We start from the raw sequence: 19,994 nt of genomic DNA on the forward strand, positions 1-19,994 counted from the left end.
ATGTTTGATGAAGTAAATGTCAATGGATTTTCTGAAGATGCCTATTCAGATATGTTTAAGTTGGAGTTTGAGAGATGTCGGAGAATTGTTTTTTCACTCATGAGATGCTACCATTTGAATGGTTACGATCAAGATGATTGGTTGCAGGAAGCACGACTTGTTTATTGGAAATCCAGAGAAAATTTTGATAAGTCGCAAGGTAAAAGTTTACTAGTTTTTTTTTCGATTAATTTTAAGCACCATGTTATCTCATTATTTAGATCTCAAATGGCAATGAAAAGAAACGGTGGTTTAGATAACGTCTCTTTGGAAGAGTTGAATGAACGGATTGGAGATAGGGTTATCAAGGGGGAAGTGACGCAAGACTTTATTGACGGGATTGTTTTACGGGATTTATTGAAAGATTATTCAAAGAGATTATCCAAGTTCGAGTTAATTGTTTGGCTTAATTTATTATTAGGGAAATCGGCAGAGGAAATTAGTGAGGTTGCGGAATTAACAGTCACTCAAGTCAATAATGCGATAGATCGCGTTAAAAGGAAAATTCGAGTGGAAATGTAAAGAAATGGAAGCGGTAACCTCTCTTTATCTTCCAAGGACTTCAAGGTCAACTTATCTAACGAGCTAGGGGATAGGTTGTGAGATGGTGGACCTTGAAGAGACGGAAGTGTTTGCAACAAATGAAAAATAAATTTATGAACAAATGGAGAGCAACATAAAACAGTATCTTGACGGGAAAGACAAGAAGTAAGGGCTTTTTGTTTGTGAAAGTTCATAAAAAGAACACAATTATAAAAAAAACTTAATGTTTGTTGCAATTGGAATAATTTTGTGATAAACTTGAAATTTTCTGAAAAATGTGGTACAATATCGCCAGAGGTGAATTGGATGCCAACAACATTATCAACAATTAAAAAGAAAATGGAAGATCGCATCGGAAGTAAGATTATGTTAGTCGCTCAAACAGGTCGTAAGCGTCAAACAGAACATCGCGGAACGTTGTCTGAAACATATCCAGCTGTTTTTGTTGTCGATTTAGACCAAGGTGAAAACTCTTTCGAAAGAGTTTCCTATAGTTATACTGACATCTTAACTCACACTGTAGAGGTTGAGTTTTTATAAAATCTCTACAAAAACGATACGTAAAAATAACTAGCCTACAGTTTAAGGCTTTTTATTTTGTCTAAAAATAGAAAAAAATAGAGAAGGAGGCAAATAGATGGAAATTTATATTGATGGTGATGCTTGTCCTGTAAAGGAAGAGGTTTATCGTGATGCTCAGGTTGCAGGGCTTAAAGTGACCTTGGTCACAAGTTTATCTCATCATTCAGGTAAGGCGCTACCGGAAAATGTTAACGTGGTATATGTGGACGAAGGGGCGGATTCTGCCGATTATCGAATTGTGGCATTAATAAAACCTGGAGATATGCTAATTACTCAAGACTATGGTCTGGCATCGTTGGTCCTGCCAAAAGGAGTCAGGGTTATGCACCATTTGGGGTATGAATACACACAAGAAAATATTGGTCAGATGCTTGAGTCTCGTTATATGGGCGCTCAGTTAAGAAAGAGTGGGCAACGGACTAAAGGTCCTAAAAAATATTCAGGTGAGGATCGAGAGAAGTTTCAGAAAAATTTCAATAGAATAGTAAGTGAATTATCTAAAAATAACTAGGAGGAATGGTTGTGCATAAAGTCTTGTTTGTTTGCTTAGGAAATATTTGCCGGTCGCCAATGGCAGAAGCTGTCTTTCGTCAAAAAGTAACGGAGCGGGGGTTAATGGATCAATTTCATATTGAATCCCGAGGAACTAGCCATTGGGAAGAAGGGAACCCACCTCATAGAGGCACACGCCAAAAGCTTAAATCACAAGGGATTAGCTGTGAGGGAATGTCTTCTGAGCAAATGACATCAGGTGACTTTCTTGAGTTTGATTGGATTATTGGGATGGATAATCAAAATAAAGCGGACCTACTGGCATCGGCACCCACTGGAATGACTGAAAAGGTTCATCTGTTATTGGAGGTGTTACCTGAGAGTTCTCGGAAAGAAGTGCCGGATCCTTATTATACAGGGGATTTTGACTTAACCTTTGAGTTAGTGGATAGGGCTACATCGAAGTGGTTGGACTTAATTCTCCAATAAATAAAAAGCATGTCGCCTTGGCGACATGCTTTTTATTTAAATGTATTGGTTTCAAGATTAAAGGCGTTGGTCATTGCAGTCGTTGCTTTTTTACCTGATACTTTGTTGACAAATTCACCTTGAATAATTAAACGTTCGGCACCGGAAAAGTCACAGGTCACAAGGGTCAACATTTTTTTACCTTCCACATCGTCAATGACTTGTGACTGACTTGGATCGACATATTTTTTCATGGTTACTTTATACGTATAGATATATTCTAAATCGGTTAAGTACATGAGGGTTTCTTTGGTCTCGGGAGCCGGAATATTACTTAAGGGAGCGAAAAGTAAGCTGCCGTCGTTCATATTGTGACTGGCCAAGGCGTAGTTTCCTTCGCCCATTTGTTGACCGTCTTTCATGGTACCTGCTCCTGCTGATAAGGCGTAGTTAGAAAGTCCTTTGTAAATCGGTAAGTTTAATCCGATATCTGGTATGGCAATCCCGCCGACCACATATAACTGGTCTTGGTAAACTCGCGATTTGACAACTGTTTCAAAATCAAGCGATTCAACAGCATCAAAATCAAAGCTAACGTCTTTTTCCATATTGCTTTCGATGTCTTTCCGAGATAGGTGTTCAATTCGATTTTTGTTGGACATCCACTTAACAATTTGGTTTTTAATTTGATTATTAAAGACTAAAGCTAAGCCAACAATTAACATTAACGCTAATAATACGTTAATGAGTTTATTTTTTAAGGATGATTTTTTTTTCTTGGAGCGGGATTGTGATCGTCTGCTTTTTGCGATTGGAATAACCACCTTTCTTATAAGACTAGAAAGGATTAGCTCTCTGCCTTTGTCTGATTTCGCATAAACGTGTTCGCGAAACATTCTCATTCTATCATATAATATCACACTCAAATATTCAATGTAAACGTTCCGGGAGTGTCTTAAGGAAAAGTTTATTACAAACGTATGTCTGGTAAACGGTTTCTAAAAGACGAATGTAATCAAAACTTAAAAAAGATTAGGCCCAAATTGTTCGTGAAATGGGGTAGAATGGTATATAGTAGTGGATAGGGAGAGGTGAGGGACAGTGGCAATGGCATATATTTACATTCATTTGGATACAATTAGCAATTCAGTGCTTTCTAAAGGATTAAGTATAGCTGATTTTGCAGTCTCAGTTCCTGAAAAACCTCAAAACATTTTGCTTTTGGAACCGAATGCGACTGAAGGTGAATTCGAACCCCATACAGGGTTAAAAATGATCCGTGGTCAAGCTCAAGTGGAGGCTTATTTTAACAATCCAAGGCGCGAGGTTGACATAAAGTGGATTGATTTCAGGGATCTGCATTTTTTGCAGCAGTTAACCCCGATGGAAATTGCTGAATTACTCTATTTTAGTCACATGGCAACCCAACTTCATTCGCCGTTTTTTTATAAATTACAAAATAATTTTGTTTATTTTGAAAAAAAAGATAATCTGGCAAAAATTTTCTATCGCCGTCTCGATGATTTTTATGAGATTGTGGCTGAAAAAGTTCGTTTGGGAGTTTTTCAAAAAATCAATGAGCGAAAATCATTTTTTAAAGCGGCAACCCCTGTAGCAAGTATGGATGCAAGTTTGATGAAAGAGTTCCGTTCGGTGTTTCAAGAAGGCGTTGTGTTGGATTTTAAACAACAGGAACTGACAGATCAACGATACAGTATTCCCGTTTATGTGGTAGAAGATCAATTTAAAACGATTGACAGTCGTAAATTTAGACAAGAAGATCGGATTGCGTTGATCACCTATGACTTGAGCGCTAAAACTTGGGCGGTTCAACAGGATGAATGGGATCTATTACCTAATTTAAAACAAATATAATATTATCACAGAGTAGCGTGATGACAAGCAGAAAAGACTGAGAACTACCGAGGAAATAGCGGGTAAATTCTAGTCTTTTTTTTATCCTAAAAAATTGTTATAATAAGTCTATCCGCCAAGAGTTAAATTTTGACTCTAGTATGAAAGAGCTGTATGATTTAAAATTGTCTGTTGAAACAATTGAGCGTGTTTATTCCAGTGGGAGTAACGAATTAGAAAGTATGTCTGTAAAGGTATTTCACGATGGAAATGCGTTGTCGCTAGACTTAGAGGAGGAAATGATTTGAAAATCATTGCAATTTACGGAGGAAAGAGTGCGGAACACGATATTTCGATTTTATCGACTTATTCGATGTTGCAAGCTTTCTATTACGAATATTATGAAGTCCAACTGATATACATTACGAAAGCAGGTCAGTGGTTAAAAGGACCTTTGATGAAAGAGGCGCCGAAAACGGAAGCGGAGTTGTACTTAACACCGGCAACAGCCGAAGTGATTGAACCATCGGCGATTAAAGAAGAAGACAGTATTGTTTTCCCGATTTTACATGGACCAAATGGCGAAGATGGCACTATTCAAGGTTTGTTGGAAATTTTGAATCTCCCTTATGTTGGGGCAGGTGTTTTAGCTAGCGCTTGTGGCATGGATAAAATTATGACCAAATACATCTTGCAACAAATTGGCATTCCTCAAGTTCCCTATGTCTCGGTAGTTAAAACTAAGTGGAAGGATACTCCTGAAGAGGTCTTTAGTCAGTGCGAAGGCTCATTGGTTTATCCAATGTTTGTTAAACCAGCTAATATGGGGTCAAGCGTTGGCATCAGCCGAGCGGAAACCCGTGAGGAGCTGCAAGCGGCCATTGAGGAGGCCTTCCGCTTTGATCAGCGTGTGGTTGTGGAACAAGGAATTGAAGCTCGCGAAATCGAAGTGGCTGTCTTGGGTAATGAAGAAGTGCGAACAACTGTAGCAGGTGAGATTGTTAAGACCGTTGACTTTTATGACTATGAATCAAAATATATCGACAACACGGTGACCCTGCAAATTCCGGCCGAAATTCCTGAGGAAATTCATCAGAAAGCCCGAGAATACGCGAAGCAAGCTTATTTGGCTCTGGATGGCAGTGGCTTGAGTCGTTGTGACTTTTTCCTAACTAGCAATAATGAATTATTCTTAAATGAGTTAAATACCATGCCAGGGTTTACCCCTTTCAGCATGTACCCATTGTTATGGGAAGAGATGGGCATTAAATATGGCGATTTGATCGAAGAGCTAATACAGCTGGGCATGATGCGTTTTGAGCAACGTCAAAAGTTATCTATTATGTACGAAGAATAATCATAAGTGCTGGACGATTTCGTTCAGCTTTTATGGCGTCTACCGTGACGAGTTATGACAGGAGGGCATTATATGGAATTATCGATTAGAGATATAGCCAAGGTGGTTGGCGCGACAAACAACTGGCAAGAGTGGGCAGATATCAGGGTAAGTGCTGTGGAATTTGATACTCGTAAGATTGAAGGAGGAGCGCTTTTTGTTCCGCTACAAGGGGGTACCCGAGATGGTCATGAATTTATTCAGACAGCCGTCAATAAGGGAGCGGTATTGGCTTTTTGGAGTGAGTCTATCAAGGAGTTACCTGAGGACTTCCCTGTGTTGGTGGTGCCGGATACCCTGGTGGCCTTTCAGCAGTTAGCTAAGTATTATTTAGGAACAATTGGGCCAAAAGTGATTGGTGTAACAGGCAGTAATGGTAAAACAACGACTAAAGATATGATTGCCAGTGTCTTAAGTCAGCAGTTTGTCACGTATAAAACGCAAGGGAATTACAATAATCATATTGGCTTGCCTTATACAATCTTACACATGCCAGCTTATACTGAAATGCTAATCCTAGAAATGGGCATGGATCATTTTGGTGAAATTGAAGTCTTGAGTCAGCTGGCAACTCCTGATGTGGCGGCGATTACCATGATTGGTGAGTCCCATATTGAATTTTTAGGAAGTCGTCAGGGAATCGCTCAGGCGAAGATGGAAATTGTGGCGGGGCTGAAACCAGAAGGATTATTAGTTGTCCCAGGAGATGAGCCGTTATTAGAAAGCCTGTTAGAGTCAGTAACGGCGGAAGTGATTAAATTTGGCAGGGTGGAGACCAGTGATATTAGTGGGCAATTAGTTTCGGAGACTAAAGCGACGACTACCTTTACCGTTCCTTCACTGGGAGAAGAGGCTGTGACGATTCCGGTATTAGGGCATTACAACATCAACAACGCTTTAATTGCTTTAACGATTGGCGATTATTTTGGGATGGGACTTGCTAAAATGGCGCGAGGGCTAGAATCAATGAATTTAACTGCTAGTCGGACTGAGTGGTTAACCGCTTGGAATGGGGCAGAGATTTTAAGCGATGTTTATAATGCTAATCCGACAGCTATGAGCTTGGTTCTTGATACCTTTAGTCAGTTGCCTACTGAAGGGAATCGGTTGGTTGTTTTAGCTGATATGGGGGAATTAGGTGAACAATCGGCAGCCTTACATAAGAGCATGGCGAAGCATATTGATGGGGCTAAAATCAGTTCGGTTTATTTATTAGGTCAACAGATGGCGGTTCTCTATGAAACGTTACTGCCGATTTTTGGTCCAGAGAGAGTCCTTCATTTTAAGGTGGAAGACAAGCCTGAATTGATCAATCGTTTAAAAGGAGAGGTACAGCCAGCGGATATGTTACTGTTAAAAGGTAGCAACAGCATGAAATTGATTGAAATCGTTGAAAACTTACTTGAAAATTAAAAGCTTGTTTTCATTGTAAAGTTGACTGATCCATGGTATACTAGGACGGATGTGGACAATTAGGATAACGTAGGATGACTACGTGTTAAATATTTATGAGCATTTAGAATTTGTTTTAAAGAAACTAGGAGGATATCATTTGAAATTTGAAGAATTAGGTTTAGCACCAGAACTATTAAGCACTGTGAAACAATCAGGATTTGAGGAAGCAACGCCAATACAAGCTGGCACTATTCCTTTAGCACTAGAAGGAAAAGATGTAATTGGACAAGCTCAGACAGGAACTGGTAAAACAGCGGCTTTTGGGCTACCTATGCTACAAAAAATTGATCCAAAGAACCGCTCAGTTCAAGGATTAGTGATTGCACCAACCCGTGAGTTAGCAATCCAAACTCAAGAAGAGTTATATCGTTTAGGCCGTGACAAACGCGTACGCGTTCAAGTAGTCTACGGTGGTGCAGATATCGGTCGTCAGATTCGTGCATTAAAAGATGGCCCACATATTGTAGTCGGTACTCCAGGTCGTTTAATCGACCATATTAACCGTAAAACATTAAAATTAGAAAACGTTGAAACGCTTGTCTTAGATGAAGCGGATGAAATGTTAAACATGGGCTTCTTAGAAGATATTGAAAAAATTATCTCTAAAACACCAGCCCACAGACAAACGTTGTTGTTCTCAGCAACCATGCCTGACCCAATCAAACGTATTGGTGTTAAGTTTATGAAGAACCCTGAACATGTAGCCATTAAAGCAACTGAATTATCGGCTAATCTGATTGATCAGTATTATGTTCGCAGTAAAGATTTTGAGAAGTTCGACTTTATGACACGTCTTTTAGACGTTCAATCGCCTGAGTTGACGATTGTCTTTGGTCGTACGAAACGTCGTGTTGACGAATTGGCACGTGGATTAGAATTACGTGGTTATAAAGCTGAAGGTATTCATGGCGATTTATCTCAACAAAAACGGATGAGCGTCTTAAAAGCCTTTAAGAGTGGTCAGTTAGACATTCTAGTTGCGACTGACGTTGCTGCTCGTGGATTGGATATTTCAGGCGTGACACATGTCTACAACTTTGATATTCCACAAGATCCAGAGAGCTACATTCACCGCATCGGTAGAACAGGTCGTGCTGGTAACGATGGTATGTCAGTGACATTTGTGACACCAAATGAAATGAGCTACTTGCATACAATTGAAAACTTAACGAAGAAAAAAATGACAGCTCTACGTCCACCAAGCCAAAAAGAAGCAATCGAAGGTCAAATTGGTGCGGCAATTGAGACTATTCGCGGTCAGTTACAAGCGAATGGCCTAGAAAACTATCAAGCAGCAGCTAGCGAATTGTTAGAGCAATACACTGCTGAAGATATTGCAGCTCTTTTAGTTAAGAGTGTTGCGAAAGAAAGTTCTGAAGAAGTACCAGTTAAAATCACACCTGAACGTCCTTTACCAGCTGGTAAACGCGGCGGTAACGGTGGAGGCAATCGTGGTGGAAACCGCGGTGGTGGTAATCGTGGCGGTGGCCGTCGTGATAACAACCGCAGCAGTGCCGGTGGTAATGCTGGAGGCCGTGGTGGCGATCGTCGTCGCAGCAACAGCGGTAGCAGCAGCTGGGATAATAAACAAGGTGGCAAAAAACGCCAAGATGGTGGTCAGAAATCTGGCGCACCTAAAAAAGGCAGCCGTGATTTTGTCATCCGTACAACAAATAAATAATCAGTAAGAGCGAAAGTTGAAAAACTTTCGCTTTTTTCTATCTATCTAAGAAGCCATCAGGTAAAATTAACTTGAGAGGAGTGGTGCATGATGAAAAATCATTTTGAGACAGAGCGTTTAGTGTTGCGTAAAATCACTGTGGCAGATGAGGCGACGCTACGCCCACTTTTGCAGCACGAATTGATGGATTGGTTTGGCGGGCCATTATCAGGTGATCAAGTAACGGATTGGATAGCCGAAAATATTCGACGCTATACCGAAGATGGTTACAGTTACTTGATGGTTGAAGATAAAAAGACTAGTCGATTGATTGGTTTAATGGGATTGCTTAATGAAGAGATTGAAGGGGAGATTTATTTGGGGATTGCCTACCTAATTACGCCTGAAGAACAAGGTTGTGGTTATGCCAAAGAAGGCCTGAAGGTGCTCCTTGAGGCTGCTTTTAAGAGTGGTGCCGAGTCAGTCATTGCCCAAATTTCTAAAGAGAACTATAAATCGCGAGGGTTGATACGGTCACTGGGTTTCAGCTATAGCGGGGAATATAAACGTCGGCAAAAGGATAAAATGACATTATATGAGATCTATCAACTAGGCTCAGGTCAATGGGAGGAACAAGCATGATTGTGGGAATTGGTGTCGATCTGGTGGAAATGGATCGCATGGAAAAAATAATAGCAGATAAGCCCAAGTTTGTTGAACGGGTGCTGACGGTGGCCGAATTTACTCGGTTCAAAGAATTGAAGGGGCGGCGCCAGTGCGAATACTTAGCTGGCCGTTTTGCATGTAAAGAAGCTTTTTCAAAGGCCTATGGGACAGGGATTGGTAAAGTGGGGCTAAAAGATATCGAAATTTTATCGGCAGATAATGGCCGACCGTTGATGACCAAGTCACCTTTTAATGGACGAGTGCACGTTTCAATTTCCCATACAGATACGACAGCTATTGGACAGGTAATATTGGAAGAAATAGCTGGTGGTTAAGTTTCAATTGGAAAAAGGATCTGAGGTTGACGTTGACGTGTTGGATCGTCGATTGAATGAGTACAACTTGGAAATAGTGCCGAAACCCCAGAAGGAGGAGTCTCATCCTTTACCTTATGCCGTTCATAATCATAAGGGGCAGTTAATAGGAGGAATCAGTCCTACGATAGTCTTTATATTGACGTCTTTTGGATTCATCAGGACGATCGCAAACAAGGTCTAGGGCGACTGTTGGAACGAGTGGAATCGGCTGGATGAGCCTTTGGTTGCCATGTGGTTCATTTAGAGATGGTTGATTTTCAAGGGAATGAGTTTTATTTAAGGGGAGGTTATGAGCGTTTTGGCACACTTGAAAACAGCCCAAAAGATCATGTGGAATACTTTATGAGCAAGGGATTAAACTAAAAAAAACTATCCTGAAGGATAGTTTTTTAAGGGATTTGTCGCTGCTCTTTTTTTGCTAGTTTTTGTTTAAGGAAGCTAATCTTCCGTATATGGTCAATGGGAATCATGCGTATTTTTTTTGTTTGTTGATCTGATAAAATGATAATATCAGGGTTGTTTTTATTTTTTTTGAGCTTACCAGCAGCTGTTTCAAACTCAGCATTAGGGGTGTTTGCCTCGGCTATTTGCAAGACTACAAATGAATTTTGTGAGCAGGCTTGGTGAATTTGTTTCCGTAGTTTATCTTTGTCTTTATTTAACTTGATGTCATCATTTAAAAAAGCTGCGAGCAATTTCTGCGAAGAATCAGACAATACTTTGGTAAAATGTTTGACGCTATTCTTTGATCGTTCCTTAGCCAATTAACTCACCTCCTGATTAGAGTCATAGTTGTTGACTTCATTATACAGAACATTCGTTCCATAAGTCAAATATTCTTGAGGATTTTAGGGTTGATATCTGCAGTTATAATGACGGTTAAGTGAAAAAACGGCAGGCTCGTCTTTTGCTGTGTTTTGACCATGTGTTATACTTAGTAACAGAAGAATAACCTAGGAGGTAGACCCGTGAAAATTGTGAGACTAAACGATGGCAATAAGCGTGAATTAGCCGGAGTCATTCAGCAATACACGCAGTTGCTGCCTTTTTTTGCGACAAATAGTGAGGCACGACAAACCTTTATTGAGAGCTTTTCCAAAGGGAGCCATCGACACGTGGGAATCGAAAAAAGTGGTCGCTTAGTGGGGGTAGCTAGCTATCTCCAAGAGGGACGAAGTTTAGCTTTTAAGAGCTTTTTATTAAAGCAAAGCCCAGGTTCGAATCAACTGGTAAAAGGAATGAGTTTCTGGTTAAAGCAATTGGAGAAGATTGGGAAGTTAGCGCGGACTAAACGAATTATCTTACAGCTAGCCACAACCAATGTGTTGCTTGAAGGGAGTTTGAAAACCTTGGATTACCAGTTGGATGACAATCTAGCTAATTGTTGGCAAAAGCCTCTCTATTATAAAACAGGACTTGTTTTGGCTGGTGGGGGTGCTCGCGGTGCCTATCAAATTGGTGCTTGGCGGGCTCTTAAAGAGCTGGGGATTGAGTTTGAACTCATTGCTGGCACTTCTGTTGGGGCTTTAAACGGTGGCTTGATATTGCAAGATGATTTAGCATCAGCCGAAAAGATGTGGTCACAAATTGATACAGGAAAGATTTTAACTTTTCCTGGAATGAGCTTGGACAAACGCTTTTCAGTCAATGCGGTCTTAAGAGACATGCAGCATTTTGCCATGTCGGCAGTGACGACTCAAGGTGTGAGCACTAAGCCCTTGCAACAGTTAATCCAAACCTTGTTAGATGAGGCGACGATGGCGGAAAAAAGCCAGGACTTGTTTTTATGCACCACACAATTACCTCAGATGAAGGAAGTGGTTGTTTCTTTTAAGGCGACACCACGAGGAACGTTTCATCAGTGGTTATTAGCCTCCTCCTCTTTTTTTCCAGCCATGGAAGCCACTAGAATTGATGATAAGTATTACGTGGACGGCGGTTATCGTAATAATATACCAGTAGATGTCGCGTTACAACAGGGGGCAACTGAATTGATTGTGATTGATGTTAAGGGGCCGGGGATAACCAAGCCGGTTCATGTTCCCGATTCGCTTCCTTTGATTACGGTGGCCAGTCCTTGGAGTTTAGGGACGGTCTTGTTATTTGATGGTGCTCGTTCTCAGTGGAACATTCGGCTGGGGTATTTGGAAACCTTGAAAGCTTTTGGCCGTTATATCGGACATTGGTACACTTTTAACCATCAGGTGGGTGATAAGGATGTGAAGACGTGGCAGCGGAAGTTTAGTCGAGGTGTCATAGGTGGTATGACTGAGGAAGAACGCCAGATGCTAAACGGGCCGAAATTCATGAGTGACTGGCAAAATAAACTTAGACAGGTTTATCAAGAGGTGTCAACAGCGATGATGCCCCTATATGTGCTGGAAATATGTGCCAAGATTTTAGGTGTCTCGCCAATTGAGTGTTACACCATCGAGGGAATGCTAGATTTGATTAAAGAAAAAATAGCAGGCAATTGGCTCACCGATAAACCTGAAGAAGGCATGTTGTTATCTCTGCAAGAATGGCTAAGGTTATATGCAGATGAATTGCCTTTGCCAACTGATAAACAGCAAGTTATCTTTTTTTACTATCAATTGAAAAAAACTCCAGATCAATTAGTTTTAAGTGCGGCCAATTTGGCCCCTACGGTGTATTTAGTCGCTAAACTGTTGATTTGGCTTGAAGAAAAGGAAATGGAGTGAGACGTATGGCACAAGAATTTAGTTATGAAATCGTCGAAGAAATCGCCGTTTTATCAGAGAATCCTAAGGGCTGGCGGAAAGAGTTTAACTTAGTTAGTTGGAATGGACGCTCACCTAAGTTTGATTTAAGAGATTGGGCGCCTGACCACGAAAAAATGGGAAAAGGTGTTACCTTAAGCAATGAAGAGTTTGATGTGTTAAAAAAAGCCATTAAAGAAATGGATTAATGATAGAGAGATACCACGCCATATAGCGATTAATGGATAGAAGGAAGGGAGCTTGCTTTATGAAAAGTATGACTGGCTTTGGAAAACACACCTTGACTAATAAAGACTATCAAATCGAAGTGGAAGTAAAATCGGTCAACCATCGTTTTTTAGATATGCAAATTAGAATGTCGCGGGAGTATAACGGATTTGAAATGGCGCTTCGCCAAGTGGTGAAGGAAGAGTTAAGTCGTGGTCGAGTTGAAATAGGTGTTTTTGTCACAAATGAGCGAAGAGATACGAAGCAACTAGCTATTAATTGGCAGTTGATGGACAATCTGATGGCACAATTGAAAGAGGCTGAGACCCGCTATGACTCGCCTGTGTTTAATTCTGAGAGCATCATCAATGGGTTGATTAATCACGATGATTTTTTTGAGATTGTGGAAAATAAAGATCAGGATACTCAACTTGAATCCTACTTAGTGTCAGCTTTAACAGAGGCACTAGTTAAGCTGAATAAGAGTCGCTTAAGAGAAGGTCAGCAAATTCAAGGCGTTCTTCAGCAGTATTTAAGTGAATTTAAGCAGCATGTCAGTCAAATCCAAGAGCTGGCAGCCTTGGCTGAAGAGGATTATCAGGGCAAACTGACAGCGAAGGTCCAAGAGTTGATTGGTGAAGCAGTTGATGAGACCCGCTTGTTAACGGAAGTGGCTTTGTTGATTGAACGGGGTGATATTAATGAAGAACTGGATCGTTTGATTATCCACATTCAAAAATTAGCTGATTTATTAAGGGTTGAGAAGAGCGTAGGGAGAGAGTTAGATTTTCTGATTCAAGAGATGAACCGAGAAGTTAATACCATCGGGTCGAAATCGGCGCCGATAGCCATTAAAGAAGCGGTCGTCCAAATGAAGACAATTCTTGAAAAAATTCGTGAACAGGTCCAAAATATCGAGTAAAATGAGAATATGACAAGATTTTCTCGACTTTTTGATGAAAAAACTTGAATTGGCGCTCGTTATAGCATAAACTAATTAGATATACTATATTTGAAAGGGACGACATGATGCCAGAAAGAGGTTTGTTAATTGTACTATCTGGTCCTTCTGGGGTTGGTAAGGGGACAGTCAGAAAAGCAATATTTGATAGTGAAGAAACGGATTTTGAATATTCCGTCTCGATGACTACACGTGGAATGCGTGCAGGGGAAGTAGAAGGCGTGGATTATTTTTTCCGCACCCGTGATGAGTTTGAAGCGTTGATAGACGCTGGTCAAATGTTGGAGCACGCCCAGTACGTCGGCAATTATTACGGTACACCGTTGGAATATGTCAATCGGACATTGGATACCGGGAAAGACGTCTTTTTAGAAATTGAAGTACAAGGTGCCATGAAAGTTAAAGAGAAAGTTCCTGATGGGGTCTTCATTTTCTTAACACCGCCAGATCTAGCAGAGTTGAAGTCACGGATTGTTGGACGTGGCACAGATGAATTATCTGTGATTGAAGAGCGGATGGAAGTCGCAAAAGCGGAAATTGAAATGATGAGTCATTATGACTATGCAGTTGTTAATGACCAAGTTGAGTTAGCCGTAGAGCGGATTAAACACATTATTAAGAGTGAGCATTTACGAGTAGATCGCGTCATTCATCGATATAATAAAATGATAAAGGAGTTGTAAGCCAAATGATGTTAAAACCGTCAATTGACTCATTGTTAGAAAAGGTAAATTCAAAATATTCATTGGTTATTTTAGCCAGTAAACGGGCCCACGAATTAGAAGCAGGTGCGACACAAATGTTAGAATCATACGACTCAGTTAAACGAGTTGGCCAAGCTTTGGAAGAAATCGATTCAGGTGATGTGGTCATGGACCCTAACCCAGAATTAAAACGTGCGCTAATCAGACGTAAAGAAGAAGAAAGAATGGCTGTTCGTAACCGTGAAAAAGCTGAGTTAGAAGCTAAAATCAAGTTAGAGCAACCTTAAATAGCCAGAAAAAAACAGAACAAGCCCCAGCGCTCGTTCTGTTTTCTGCTTTGTGTGGCTTGGCTGAAGAACGGAAGTCAGCGTTAATTCAGAAGTGTATTCGTGAGTGAGAGGTTCGTTAAATCGGGACGTGAGGTTAGGATGAGTCCTGGATTCTAAAGACGGCTAACTCAGACGTCATGTTGCCGGTGATGGCCTTGTTGGTTCAAGGCTATTTTTTAAGAAGACAAACGGTTAAATTTCTAGTAAAATGAGGACGACAGAAGGTCGAAAGGATGAGCGAATGTGACATATGTAGCAGAAGTGATTGTAGATGTGCCGACGATGCAGACGGATGTTCCTTATACTTATCTGATTCCCGTCGAGCTTGGTGAACAAATTCGTCCGGGGATGCGTGTGGAAGTCCCTTTTGGCAATGGTAATCGTCATATTCAGGGGTTTGTACTGAAGACCTATGACCATCAAAATCCGGCGGAATTGTCGGAGTTTGAGATGAAGGAAATTGTGTCTGTTCTCGATCTAGGTCCTGTTTTGAATCAGGAAATGCTGGAGCTGGCAGATGAGATGAAAGAAACAACGTTTTCCTTTAAAATTACGTGTTTACAAACCATGTTGCCAAGTGTGATGCGGGCTACTTATCAGAAGTGGCTTGTTTTAATAGATGAAGTGCCAGAAGATATTTTATACGGTGTTTTTAAAGGGTTAGATGAAATCACATGGGAAGAGGCTCTTTTATCAGGGCGTTTACCAGAGTTGATGAAGTTGCGTCAAAATGAGCAGTTGGATATTCGTTATGAAGTCAAAAAAAGAAACCGCAGCAAGACGATAAACGGCTTTAAATCTTGCTTGTCATTTGAACGAATTGAGGAAGAGCGTCAGGGCTTGCGCAAGGGGGCGACCCAAAAAGAAGGTCTTTTAATGATATTGCAGGGCATGGCTGATGATCAGGTCATGACGGTCAAAGAGGCCAATGATCATTTTGGGATTAAACGGGGCACTCTTAATGATGGCCAGCGCAATGGCTGGCTGGAAATCGTTGAGATTGAAATCAATCGGGATCCATATGGAGATCATACCTTTGAAAAAAATGAGGCCATGGCGTTAAATGATCAGCAGTTAGCTGCCTATGAAGCGATAGTGGCTTCTATGAAAGCTCAAGATAATCAAACCTTTTTATTAGAAGGGATTACGGGCAGCGGTAAGACGGAGGTTTATTTACAAACGATCGCGGAAGCTTTAGATGAAGGGAAGACGGCCATTATGCTAGTGCCTGAGATCTCCCTGACACCGCAAACGGTTCATCGTTTTAAGAGTCGTTTTGGCGATGAGGTAGCCGTGCTTCACAGTGGTTTATCTGAAGGTGAAAAATACGATGAATGGCGGAAAATTGAGCGCAAGGAAGCACGAGTGGTTGTTGGGGCTCGTTCGGCTATTTTTGCTCCCTTGGAAAATATCGGCTTGATCATTATTGATGAAGAGCATGAGGGCAGTTATAAACAAGATGATACGCCTCGTTATCATGCCCGCGATTTGGCGATTTGGCGTAGTCGTTATCATCATTGTCCTGTGGTTTTAGGCAGTGCCACCCCTTCGTTGGAGTCACGAGCACGTGCTCAAAAAAATGTCTATCGCTTGTTGAGGTTAACCAAGCGGGCTAATGAGGCGGCCCAGTTGCCAACAATTGACGTGATTGACATGCGTCGAGAAATTGCCAAAGGCCGAATGCAGACCTTTTCCAATCCGTTATTGGAGAAGATAACAGATCGTTTGCAAAAAGAAGAGCAAGTGGTACTGATGCTTAACCGACGAGGTTATTCCTCATTTATTATGTGCCGGGATTGCGGGTACGTGTTGCCTTGTCCAAACTGTGATATTTCACTGACACTTCACATGGATAGCAAGACCATGAAATGTCATTATTGTGGTCATGAAGAAGGGATTCCTCATACCTGTCCGATCTGTGCCAGTCAGAAGATTCGTTATTATGGCACAGGTACCCAGAAAGTGGAAGAAGAACTTCGTGAGTTATTCCCAACAGCTCGGATTTTACGAATGGATGTGGATACGACGCGGCGCAAAGGTGCTCATGAAAAGCTTTTAAAAACCTTTGGAGATCGGGAAGCCGATATTTTATTAGGCACGCAGATGATTGCTAAGGGGCTAGATTTTCCTGAGGTTACCTTAGTAGGGGTGCTTAATGCAGATACGGCATTGAATCTGCCAGATTTTCGTTCTGCTGAAAAAACCTTTCAATTGTTAACCCAAGTGAGTGGTCGGGCAGGGCGTGCGGAAAAATCTGGAGAAGTGGTGATTCAAACCTTCAATCCTAATCATTATTCCATCCAATATGCGAAGGAGCAGGATTTTGAAGGATTTTACCAAGCGGAAATGAAGGCGCGTCACCAAGGTAATTATCCACCCTTTTTCTATACCGTTCAAATTGTAGCCAGCCATGAAGAGGAGAATATGGCGGCTAAAAAGATGTATGAGATTGTTATGAAGTTGAAGAACGTATTATCGCCTAACAACATTATTTTAGGCCCGACGCCTAAAGCTGTGATGCGGGTTAATAATCGTTATTTTTATCAATTAGTTCTTAAATATAAGCAGGAAGATAATTTACGAGTTGTGCTCAAGCAGATTTTAGATGAAACCCAAGTGGATGTCCGCAAAGGATTAAAAATCTCAATTGATGTGGAGCCCTTAAATTTTATCTAACAAGTTGTCTGAAGAAAGAAGGAAAAAAATGCGTTATCCAGTGGTGATTTATCCGAATGAAATACTTGAAAAACCGGCTCAGGAAGTAACGGTTATTACAGATGAGATTGTCCAGTTACTAGAGGACATGCGTGAAACCATGATCGCTCATGATGGGATCGGGTTGGCTGCTCCGCAAATTGGTAAAAATTTACGAATGGCTGTAGTGGAGATTGATGAAGAGTCAGGACTGTTTGAATTAATCAACCCTGAAATCGTCGAAGCCAGTGGCAGTGACATTGATGTTGAGGGATGTCTAAGCTTCCCTAATATTTATGGCACAGTGGAGCGGGCGAAAGAAATAACCGTGCGCTACTTTGACCGTGAAGGTGATGAATACGAGTTGATGGCTACAGAGTACTTTGCTCGAGCGATTCAACATGAAATTGAGCACCTAGACGGTAAATTATTTACCGATAAAATTATTGAACGAATTGCGCCAGAAGATTTGGACGCATATACGGAGGCTCATCAACATGACTAAAATAGTATTTATGGGAACACCGGCCTTTTCTGTACCGATTTTAGATGGTTTGATCGATGGGGGTTACGAGGTTTTAGCCGTTGTGACCCAGCCAGATCGTCCAGTTGGACGAAAGCGTGTCTTAACGCCACCACCTGTTAAAGAGGGAGCCTTAAGACATGGCATTGAAGTATTGCAGCCAGAAAAAATCTCTGGCTCAGAGGAAATGGCTCGTGTGATTGAGTTGAAACCTGATTTAATTGTGACAGCAGCTTTTGGTCAATTTTTACCTGAAGCGTTGTTACAAGCGCCGACGCATGGGGCGATTAACGTTCATGCCTCATTGTTGCCTAAATATCGGGGTGGAGCACCAGTTCATTACGCGATTATCCAAGGGGAACAAGAAACGGGTGTGACCATTATGGAAATGGTCAAGAAGATGGATGCAGGAGATATTATTCGCCAAGGTGCTATAGCGATTACCGAAAGCGACGATGTGGGAACGATGTTTGACAAGTTGAGTGCTTTAGGGAAAGAGTTGCTATTGGAGACCTTACCGGATTATTTAGCCGGTAAAATTACACCAGTTCCTCAGGATGAAAGCCAAGTGACGTATTCGCCGAATATCAGTCGGGAGGAAGAAGCGATTGATTGGCAAAAAACCGCCACAGCAGTTAATAATCAAATTCGTGGCATGCGACCTTGGCCAGTGGCTTATACGATGTTTGGTGAAAGTCGCTGGAAGTTGTTTGCGGCCGTTGTCAGTGATGAACAAACAACGGCTCAGCCGGGGACTATTATTGACATTACCAAGAAGAACTTTGCTATCGCCTGTGGACAAGGAACTGTCTTAGTCATCGAGCGCTTGCAACCAGCCGGAAAAGGCCAGCTAAGTGCTGCTGAATTTTTAAATGGAATCGGACAAAATCTAGAGATTGGTCAAGTGGTGAATTAAGATGGGAAAGAAAGTACCAGCAAGAATCAAACGTTCCACACGATACGTGGCCATGGCATTATTAACCAAGGTAGAGACGCAGCAGGCTTATTCCAATTTATTAGTAAATCAAGCCATGATGGAAGCTGGCTTAAGTGAAAAAGACGGTCGTTTATTAACAGAAATTGTCTACGGGACTATTAGTCGTAAGTTAACCTTGGAATTTTATTTAGCCCCCTTTATTGCAGGCGCTAAAAAAGTGGAACCGTGGGTGCGTCAGTTATTATTATTATCCTTGTACCAATTGGAATATTTGGATCGAGTACCTCCCCATGCCATTGTGGATGAAGCAGTCGAAATCGCGAAAGCTCGAGGGAATGTGGGCACCGGTAAGTTTGTCAACGGCGTCTTGCGTTCATTCCAACGCCAAGGGGCGGCTAAATTTGAGACGATTAAAGACCCTATTGATCGCTTAGGAACAGAAATCAGTATGCCGCGTTGGTTGACTGAGAAGCTGGTTGAGCTCGTTGGTATGGAAGAAGCGCGGGAATTGGGGGTGTCTCTCTTTGAACCTAGCAAAGTTAGTGCCCGTGTTAATACAGCCTTAATTGACCGAGAAACGGCCATTAACGCATTGGCTGATGAAGGAATTGAAGTCGTCTTAAGTGAATTGTCGCCATTTGGTATCGTGGGCGCAAAAGGCTTTCTAGCAGGAAGTACCTTGTTTAAAGAAGGACAATTAACCATCCAAGATGAGTCGTCAATGTTAGTTGCTCCTGCTATGCAAATTGAACCTCAGCATCAAGTGTTGGACGCCTGTGCCGCACCTGGTGGTAAAGCCACTCATATGGCGACCTATGTAGATGAAGCCCAGGGTGGACGGATTACGGCCTTGGATATTCACGCTCATAAGGTTAAGCTAATCGAAGAAAATGCCATACGCCTTCATGTGGCAGAACGGATTATTCCTCAAGTGCTGGATGCGCGTAAAGTTGGTGATGAATTCCCAGATGACTTCTTTGATCGGATTTTAGCAGATGTCCCTTGTTCTGGATTAGGTCTCCTAAGACGGAAACCAGACATTAAATACAGTAAAAAAGAAGAAGATTTTGTTAATTTACCGCGAATTCAATTAGAAATTCTTGAAAGTCTTGCGACAAAGGTGAAACAATACGGTATAATAACTTATAGCACATGTACCATCGCCCGTGAAGAAAACCAAGATGTGATTGCGGCCTTTTTGGCTAAGCATGATAATTTTGAGCGAATCAAGGTAGTTGGTAGCGAAAAACTTCAAGAGTCGACAGATGAGACGGTGACGATTTATCCTCACCAGTATCAGACAGATGGGTTCTTTATCTGTTGTTTAAGACGACTATCTTGATTTGAAAAGTAAAAGAGGTGTAAT

Annotated in this window: 22 protein-coding genes; 20 read left to right on the forward strand and 2 right to left on the reverse strand. The window is 41.4% G+C overall.

All coding sequences use genetic code 11. The features are described from left to right. From RWN13_RS14515 to RWN13_RS14530, 4 genes are all read left to right on the forward strand, one after another. A complete protein-coding gene (locus tag RWN13_RS14515) occupies positions 1-561 on the forward strand; it encodes a sigma-70 family RNA polymerase sigma factor (protein ID WP_314065060.1) in 561 nt (186 codons plus the stop codon). A gap of 327 nt (positions 562-888) precedes the next feature. Next, entirely contained in the window at positions 889-1,122 is a 234-nt protein-coding gene (locus RWN13_RS14520) for a Veg family protein (protein ID WP_314065062.1), read from the forward strand. Positions 1,123-1,219: 97 nt separating this feature from the next. After that, entirely contained in the window at positions 1,220-1,675 is a 456-nt protein-coding gene (locus RWN13_RS14525; protein ID WP_314065065.1) for a YaiI/YqxD family protein, read from the forward strand. An 11-nt stretch (positions 1,676-1,686) separates the two neighbouring features. Next, positions 1,687-2,145, forward strand: coding sequence for a low molecular weight protein-tyrosine-phosphatase (locus RWN13_RS14530; RefSeq protein WP_314065068.1), 459 nt, complete (start codon positions 1,687-1,689; stop codon positions 2,143-2,145). Between the two features lie 32 nt (positions 2,146-2,177). Here RWN13_RS14530 and RWN13_RS14535 read toward each other — a convergent pair whose 3' ends face one another. Then, complete coding sequence (locus tag RWN13_RS14535) at positions 2,178-3,020, reverse strand: class A sortase (protein ID WP_314065071.1); 843 nt, start codon at positions 3,018-3,020, stop codon at positions 2,178-2,180. Between the two features lie 211 nt (positions 3,021-3,231). Between RWN13_RS14535 and RWN13_RS14540 the strand changes: the two genes are divergently transcribed. The 7 genes from RWN13_RS14540 (at position 3,232) to RWN13_RS14570 (ending at position 9,713) form a co-directional block, all read left to right on the forward strand. Beyond that, entirely contained in the window at positions 3,232-3,999 is a 768-nt protein-coding gene (locus RWN13_RS14540; protein ID WP_314065128.1) for a hypothetical protein, read from the forward strand. 283 nt (positions 4,000-4,282) lie between these two features. After that, a complete protein-coding gene (locus RWN13_RS14545; RefSeq protein WP_314065073.1) occupies positions 4,283-5,335 on the forward strand; it encodes a D-alanine--D-alanine ligase in 1,053 nt (350 codons plus the stop codon). Between the two features lie 72 nt (positions 5,336-5,407). Further along, positions 5,408-6,787 (forward strand): UDP-N-acetylmuramoyl-tripeptide--D-alanyl-D-alanine ligase, encoded by a 1,380-nt coding sequence (gene murF, locus RWN13_RS14550; protein WP_314065076.1) that lies wholly within the window; start codon positions 5,408-5,410, stop codon positions 6,785-6,787. 139 nt (positions 6,788-6,926) lie between these two features. After that, complete coding sequence (locus RWN13_RS14555; protein ID WP_314065078.1) at positions 6,927-8,510, forward strand: DEAD/DEAH box helicase; 1,584 nt, start codon at positions 6,927-6,929, stop codon at positions 8,508-8,510. Between the two features lie 87 nt (positions 8,511-8,597). Further along, on the forward strand, positions 8,598-9,131 hold the full coding sequence (locus RWN13_RS14560) for a GNAT family N-acetyltransferase (RefSeq protein WP_314065081.1): 534 nt from the start codon (positions 8,598-8,600) through the stop codon (positions 9,129-9,131). Further along, positions 9,128-9,490 (forward strand): holo-ACP synthase, encoded by a 363-nt coding sequence (gene acpS, locus RWN13_RS14565; protein ID WP_314065083.1) that lies wholly within the window; start codon positions 9,128-9,130, stop codon positions 9,488-9,490. The genes RWN13_RS14560 and acpS overlap by 4 nt, the downstream gene beginning before the upstream one ends. Then, on the forward strand, positions 9,483-9,713 hold the full coding sequence (locus RWN13_RS14570) for a hypothetical protein (protein WP_314065086.1): 231 nt from the start codon (positions 9,483-9,485) through the stop codon (positions 9,711-9,713). The genes acpS and RWN13_RS14570 overlap by 8 nt, the downstream gene beginning before the upstream one ends. Positions 9,714-9,921: 208 nt before the next feature. Here the strand turns inward: RWN13_RS14570 and RWN13_RS14575 are convergent, their stop codons facing one another. Then, a complete protein-coding gene (locus tag RWN13_RS14575) occupies positions 9,922-10,296 on the reverse strand; it encodes a hypothetical protein (RefSeq protein ID WP_314065089.1) in 375 nt (124 codons plus the stop codon). Between the two features lie 204 nt (positions 10,297-10,500). On the opposite strand from RWN13_RS14575, the gene RWN13_RS14580 reads away from it, so the two are divergent. The 9 genes from RWN13_RS14580 to rsmB all read left to right on the forward strand — a co-directional run bounded on the left by RWN13_RS14580 (position 10,501) and on the right by rsmB (position 19,970). After that, positions 10,501-12,234 carry a patatin-like phospholipase family protein gene (locus RWN13_RS14580; RefSeq protein WP_314065092.1) on the forward strand — a complete coding sequence of 578 codons (1,734 nt, stop codon included), beginning with the start codon at positions 10,501-10,503 and terminating at the stop codon, positions 12,232-12,234. 5 nt (positions 12,235-12,239) lie between these two features. Further along, positions 12,240-12,461 (forward strand): YdbC family protein, encoded by a 222-nt coding sequence (locus tag RWN13_RS14585; protein ID WP_314065094.1) that lies wholly within the window; start codon positions 12,240-12,242, stop codon positions 12,459-12,461. A gap of 59 nt (positions 12,462-12,520) precedes the next feature. Continuing rightward, on the forward strand, positions 12,521-13,402 hold the full coding sequence (locus tag RWN13_RS14590; RefSeq protein ID WP_314065097.1) for a YicC/YloC family endoribonuclease: 882 nt from the start codon (positions 12,521-12,523) through the stop codon (positions 13,400-13,402). A 107-nt stretch (positions 13,403-13,509) separates the two neighbouring features. Then, on the forward strand, positions 13,510-14,124 hold the full coding sequence (gmk, locus tag RWN13_RS14595) for a guanylate kinase (protein WP_314065131.1): 615 nt from the start codon (positions 13,510-13,512) through the stop codon (positions 14,122-14,124). A gap of 5 nt (positions 14,125-14,129) precedes the next feature. Next, positions 14,130-14,432: a DNA-directed RNA polymerase subunit omega gene (gene rpoZ / locus RWN13_RS14600; RefSeq protein ID WP_209531243.1), complete on the forward strand. Its 303-nt coding sequence runs from the start codon at positions 14,130-14,132 to the stop codon at positions 14,430-14,432. 285 nt (positions 14,433-14,717) lie between these two features. After that, positions 14,718-17,150: a primosomal protein N' gene (priA, locus tag RWN13_RS14605; RefSeq protein ID WP_314065099.1), complete on the forward strand. Its 2,433-nt coding sequence runs from the start codon at positions 14,718-14,720 to the stop codon at positions 17,148-17,150. A gap of 28 nt (positions 17,151-17,178) precedes the next feature. Further along, complete coding sequence (def, locus tag RWN13_RS14610) at positions 17,179-17,673, forward strand: peptide deformylase (RefSeq protein ID WP_314065102.1); 495 nt, start codon at positions 17,179-17,181, stop codon at positions 17,671-17,673. Then, a complete protein-coding gene (fmt, locus tag RWN13_RS14615; protein WP_314065104.1) occupies positions 17,666-18,607 on the forward strand; it encodes a methionyl-tRNA formyltransferase in 942 nt (313 codons plus the stop codon). Before def ends, fmt begins: the two co-directional genes overlap by 8 nt. 1 nt (position 18,608) lies before the next feature. Continuing rightward, on the forward strand, positions 18,609-19,970 hold the full coding sequence (gene rsmB / locus RWN13_RS14620; protein ID WP_314065107.1) for a 16S rRNA (cytosine(967)-C(5))-methyltransferase RsmB: 1,362 nt from the start codon (positions 18,609-18,611) through the stop codon (positions 19,968-19,970). Positions 19,971-19,994 lie beyond the last annotated feature (24 nt).

Source organism: uncultured Vagococcus sp. (genome assembly GCF_963518325.1).
GTDB lineage: Bacteria > Bacillota > Bacilli > Lactobacillales > Vagococcaceae > Vagococcus_D.

Coding starts and splice junctions, on each gene's coding strand:
- rpoZ (WP_209531243.1), top strand. CDS start 14,130: ATGATGTTAAAACCGTCAATTGACTCATTGTTAGAAAAGGTAAATTCA.
- RWN13_RS14585 (WP_314065094.1), top strand. CDS start 12,240: ATGGCACAAGAATTTAGTTATGAAATCGTCGAAGAAATCGCCGTTTTA.
- gmk (WP_314065131.1), top strand. CDS start 13,510: ATGCCAGAAAGAGGTTTGTTAATTGTACTATCTGGTCCTTCTGGGGTT.
- RWN13_RS14520 (WP_314065062.1), top strand. CDS start 889: ATGCCAACAACATTATCAACAATTAAAAAGAAAATGGAAGATCGCATC.
- def (WP_314065102.1), top strand. CDS start 17,179: ATGCGTTATCCAGTGGTGATTTATCCGAATGAAATACTTGAAAAACCG.
- RWN13_RS14560 (WP_314065081.1), top strand. CDS start 8,598: ATGATGAAAAATCATTTTGAGACAGAGCGTTTAGTGTTGCGTAAAATC.
- RWN13_RS14590 (WP_314065097.1), top strand. CDS start 12,521: ATGAAAAGTATGACTGGCTTTGGAAAACACACCTTGACTAATAAAGAC.
- RWN13_RS14525 (WP_314065065.1), top strand. CDS start 1,220: ATGGAAATTTATATTGATGGTGATGCTTGTCCTGTAAAGGAAGAGGTT.
- fmt (WP_314065104.1), top strand. CDS start 17,666: ATGACTAAAATAGTATTTATGGGAACACCGGCCTTTTCTGTACCGATT.
- murF (WP_314065076.1), top strand. CDS start 5,408: ATGGAATTATCGATTAGAGATATAGCCAAGGTGGTTGGCGCGACAAAC.
- acpS (WP_314065083.1), top strand. CDS start 9,128: ATGATTGTGGGAATTGGTGTCGATCTGGTGGAAATGGATCGCATGGAA.
- RWN13_RS14515 (WP_314065060.1), top strand. CDS start 1: ATGTTTGATGAAGTAAATGTCAATGGATTTTCTGAAGATGCCTATTCA.
- RWN13_RS14535 (WP_314065071.1), bottom strand. CDS start 3,020: ATGTTTCGCGAACACGTTTATGCGAAATCAGACAAAGGCAGAGAGCTA.
- rsmB (WP_314065107.1), top strand. CDS start 18,609: ATGGGAAAGAAAGTACCAGCAAGAATCAAACGTTCCACACGATACGTG.
- RWN13_RS14540 (WP_314065128.1), top strand. CDS start 3,232: ATGGCATATATTTACATTCATTTGGATACAATTAGCAATTCAGTGCTT.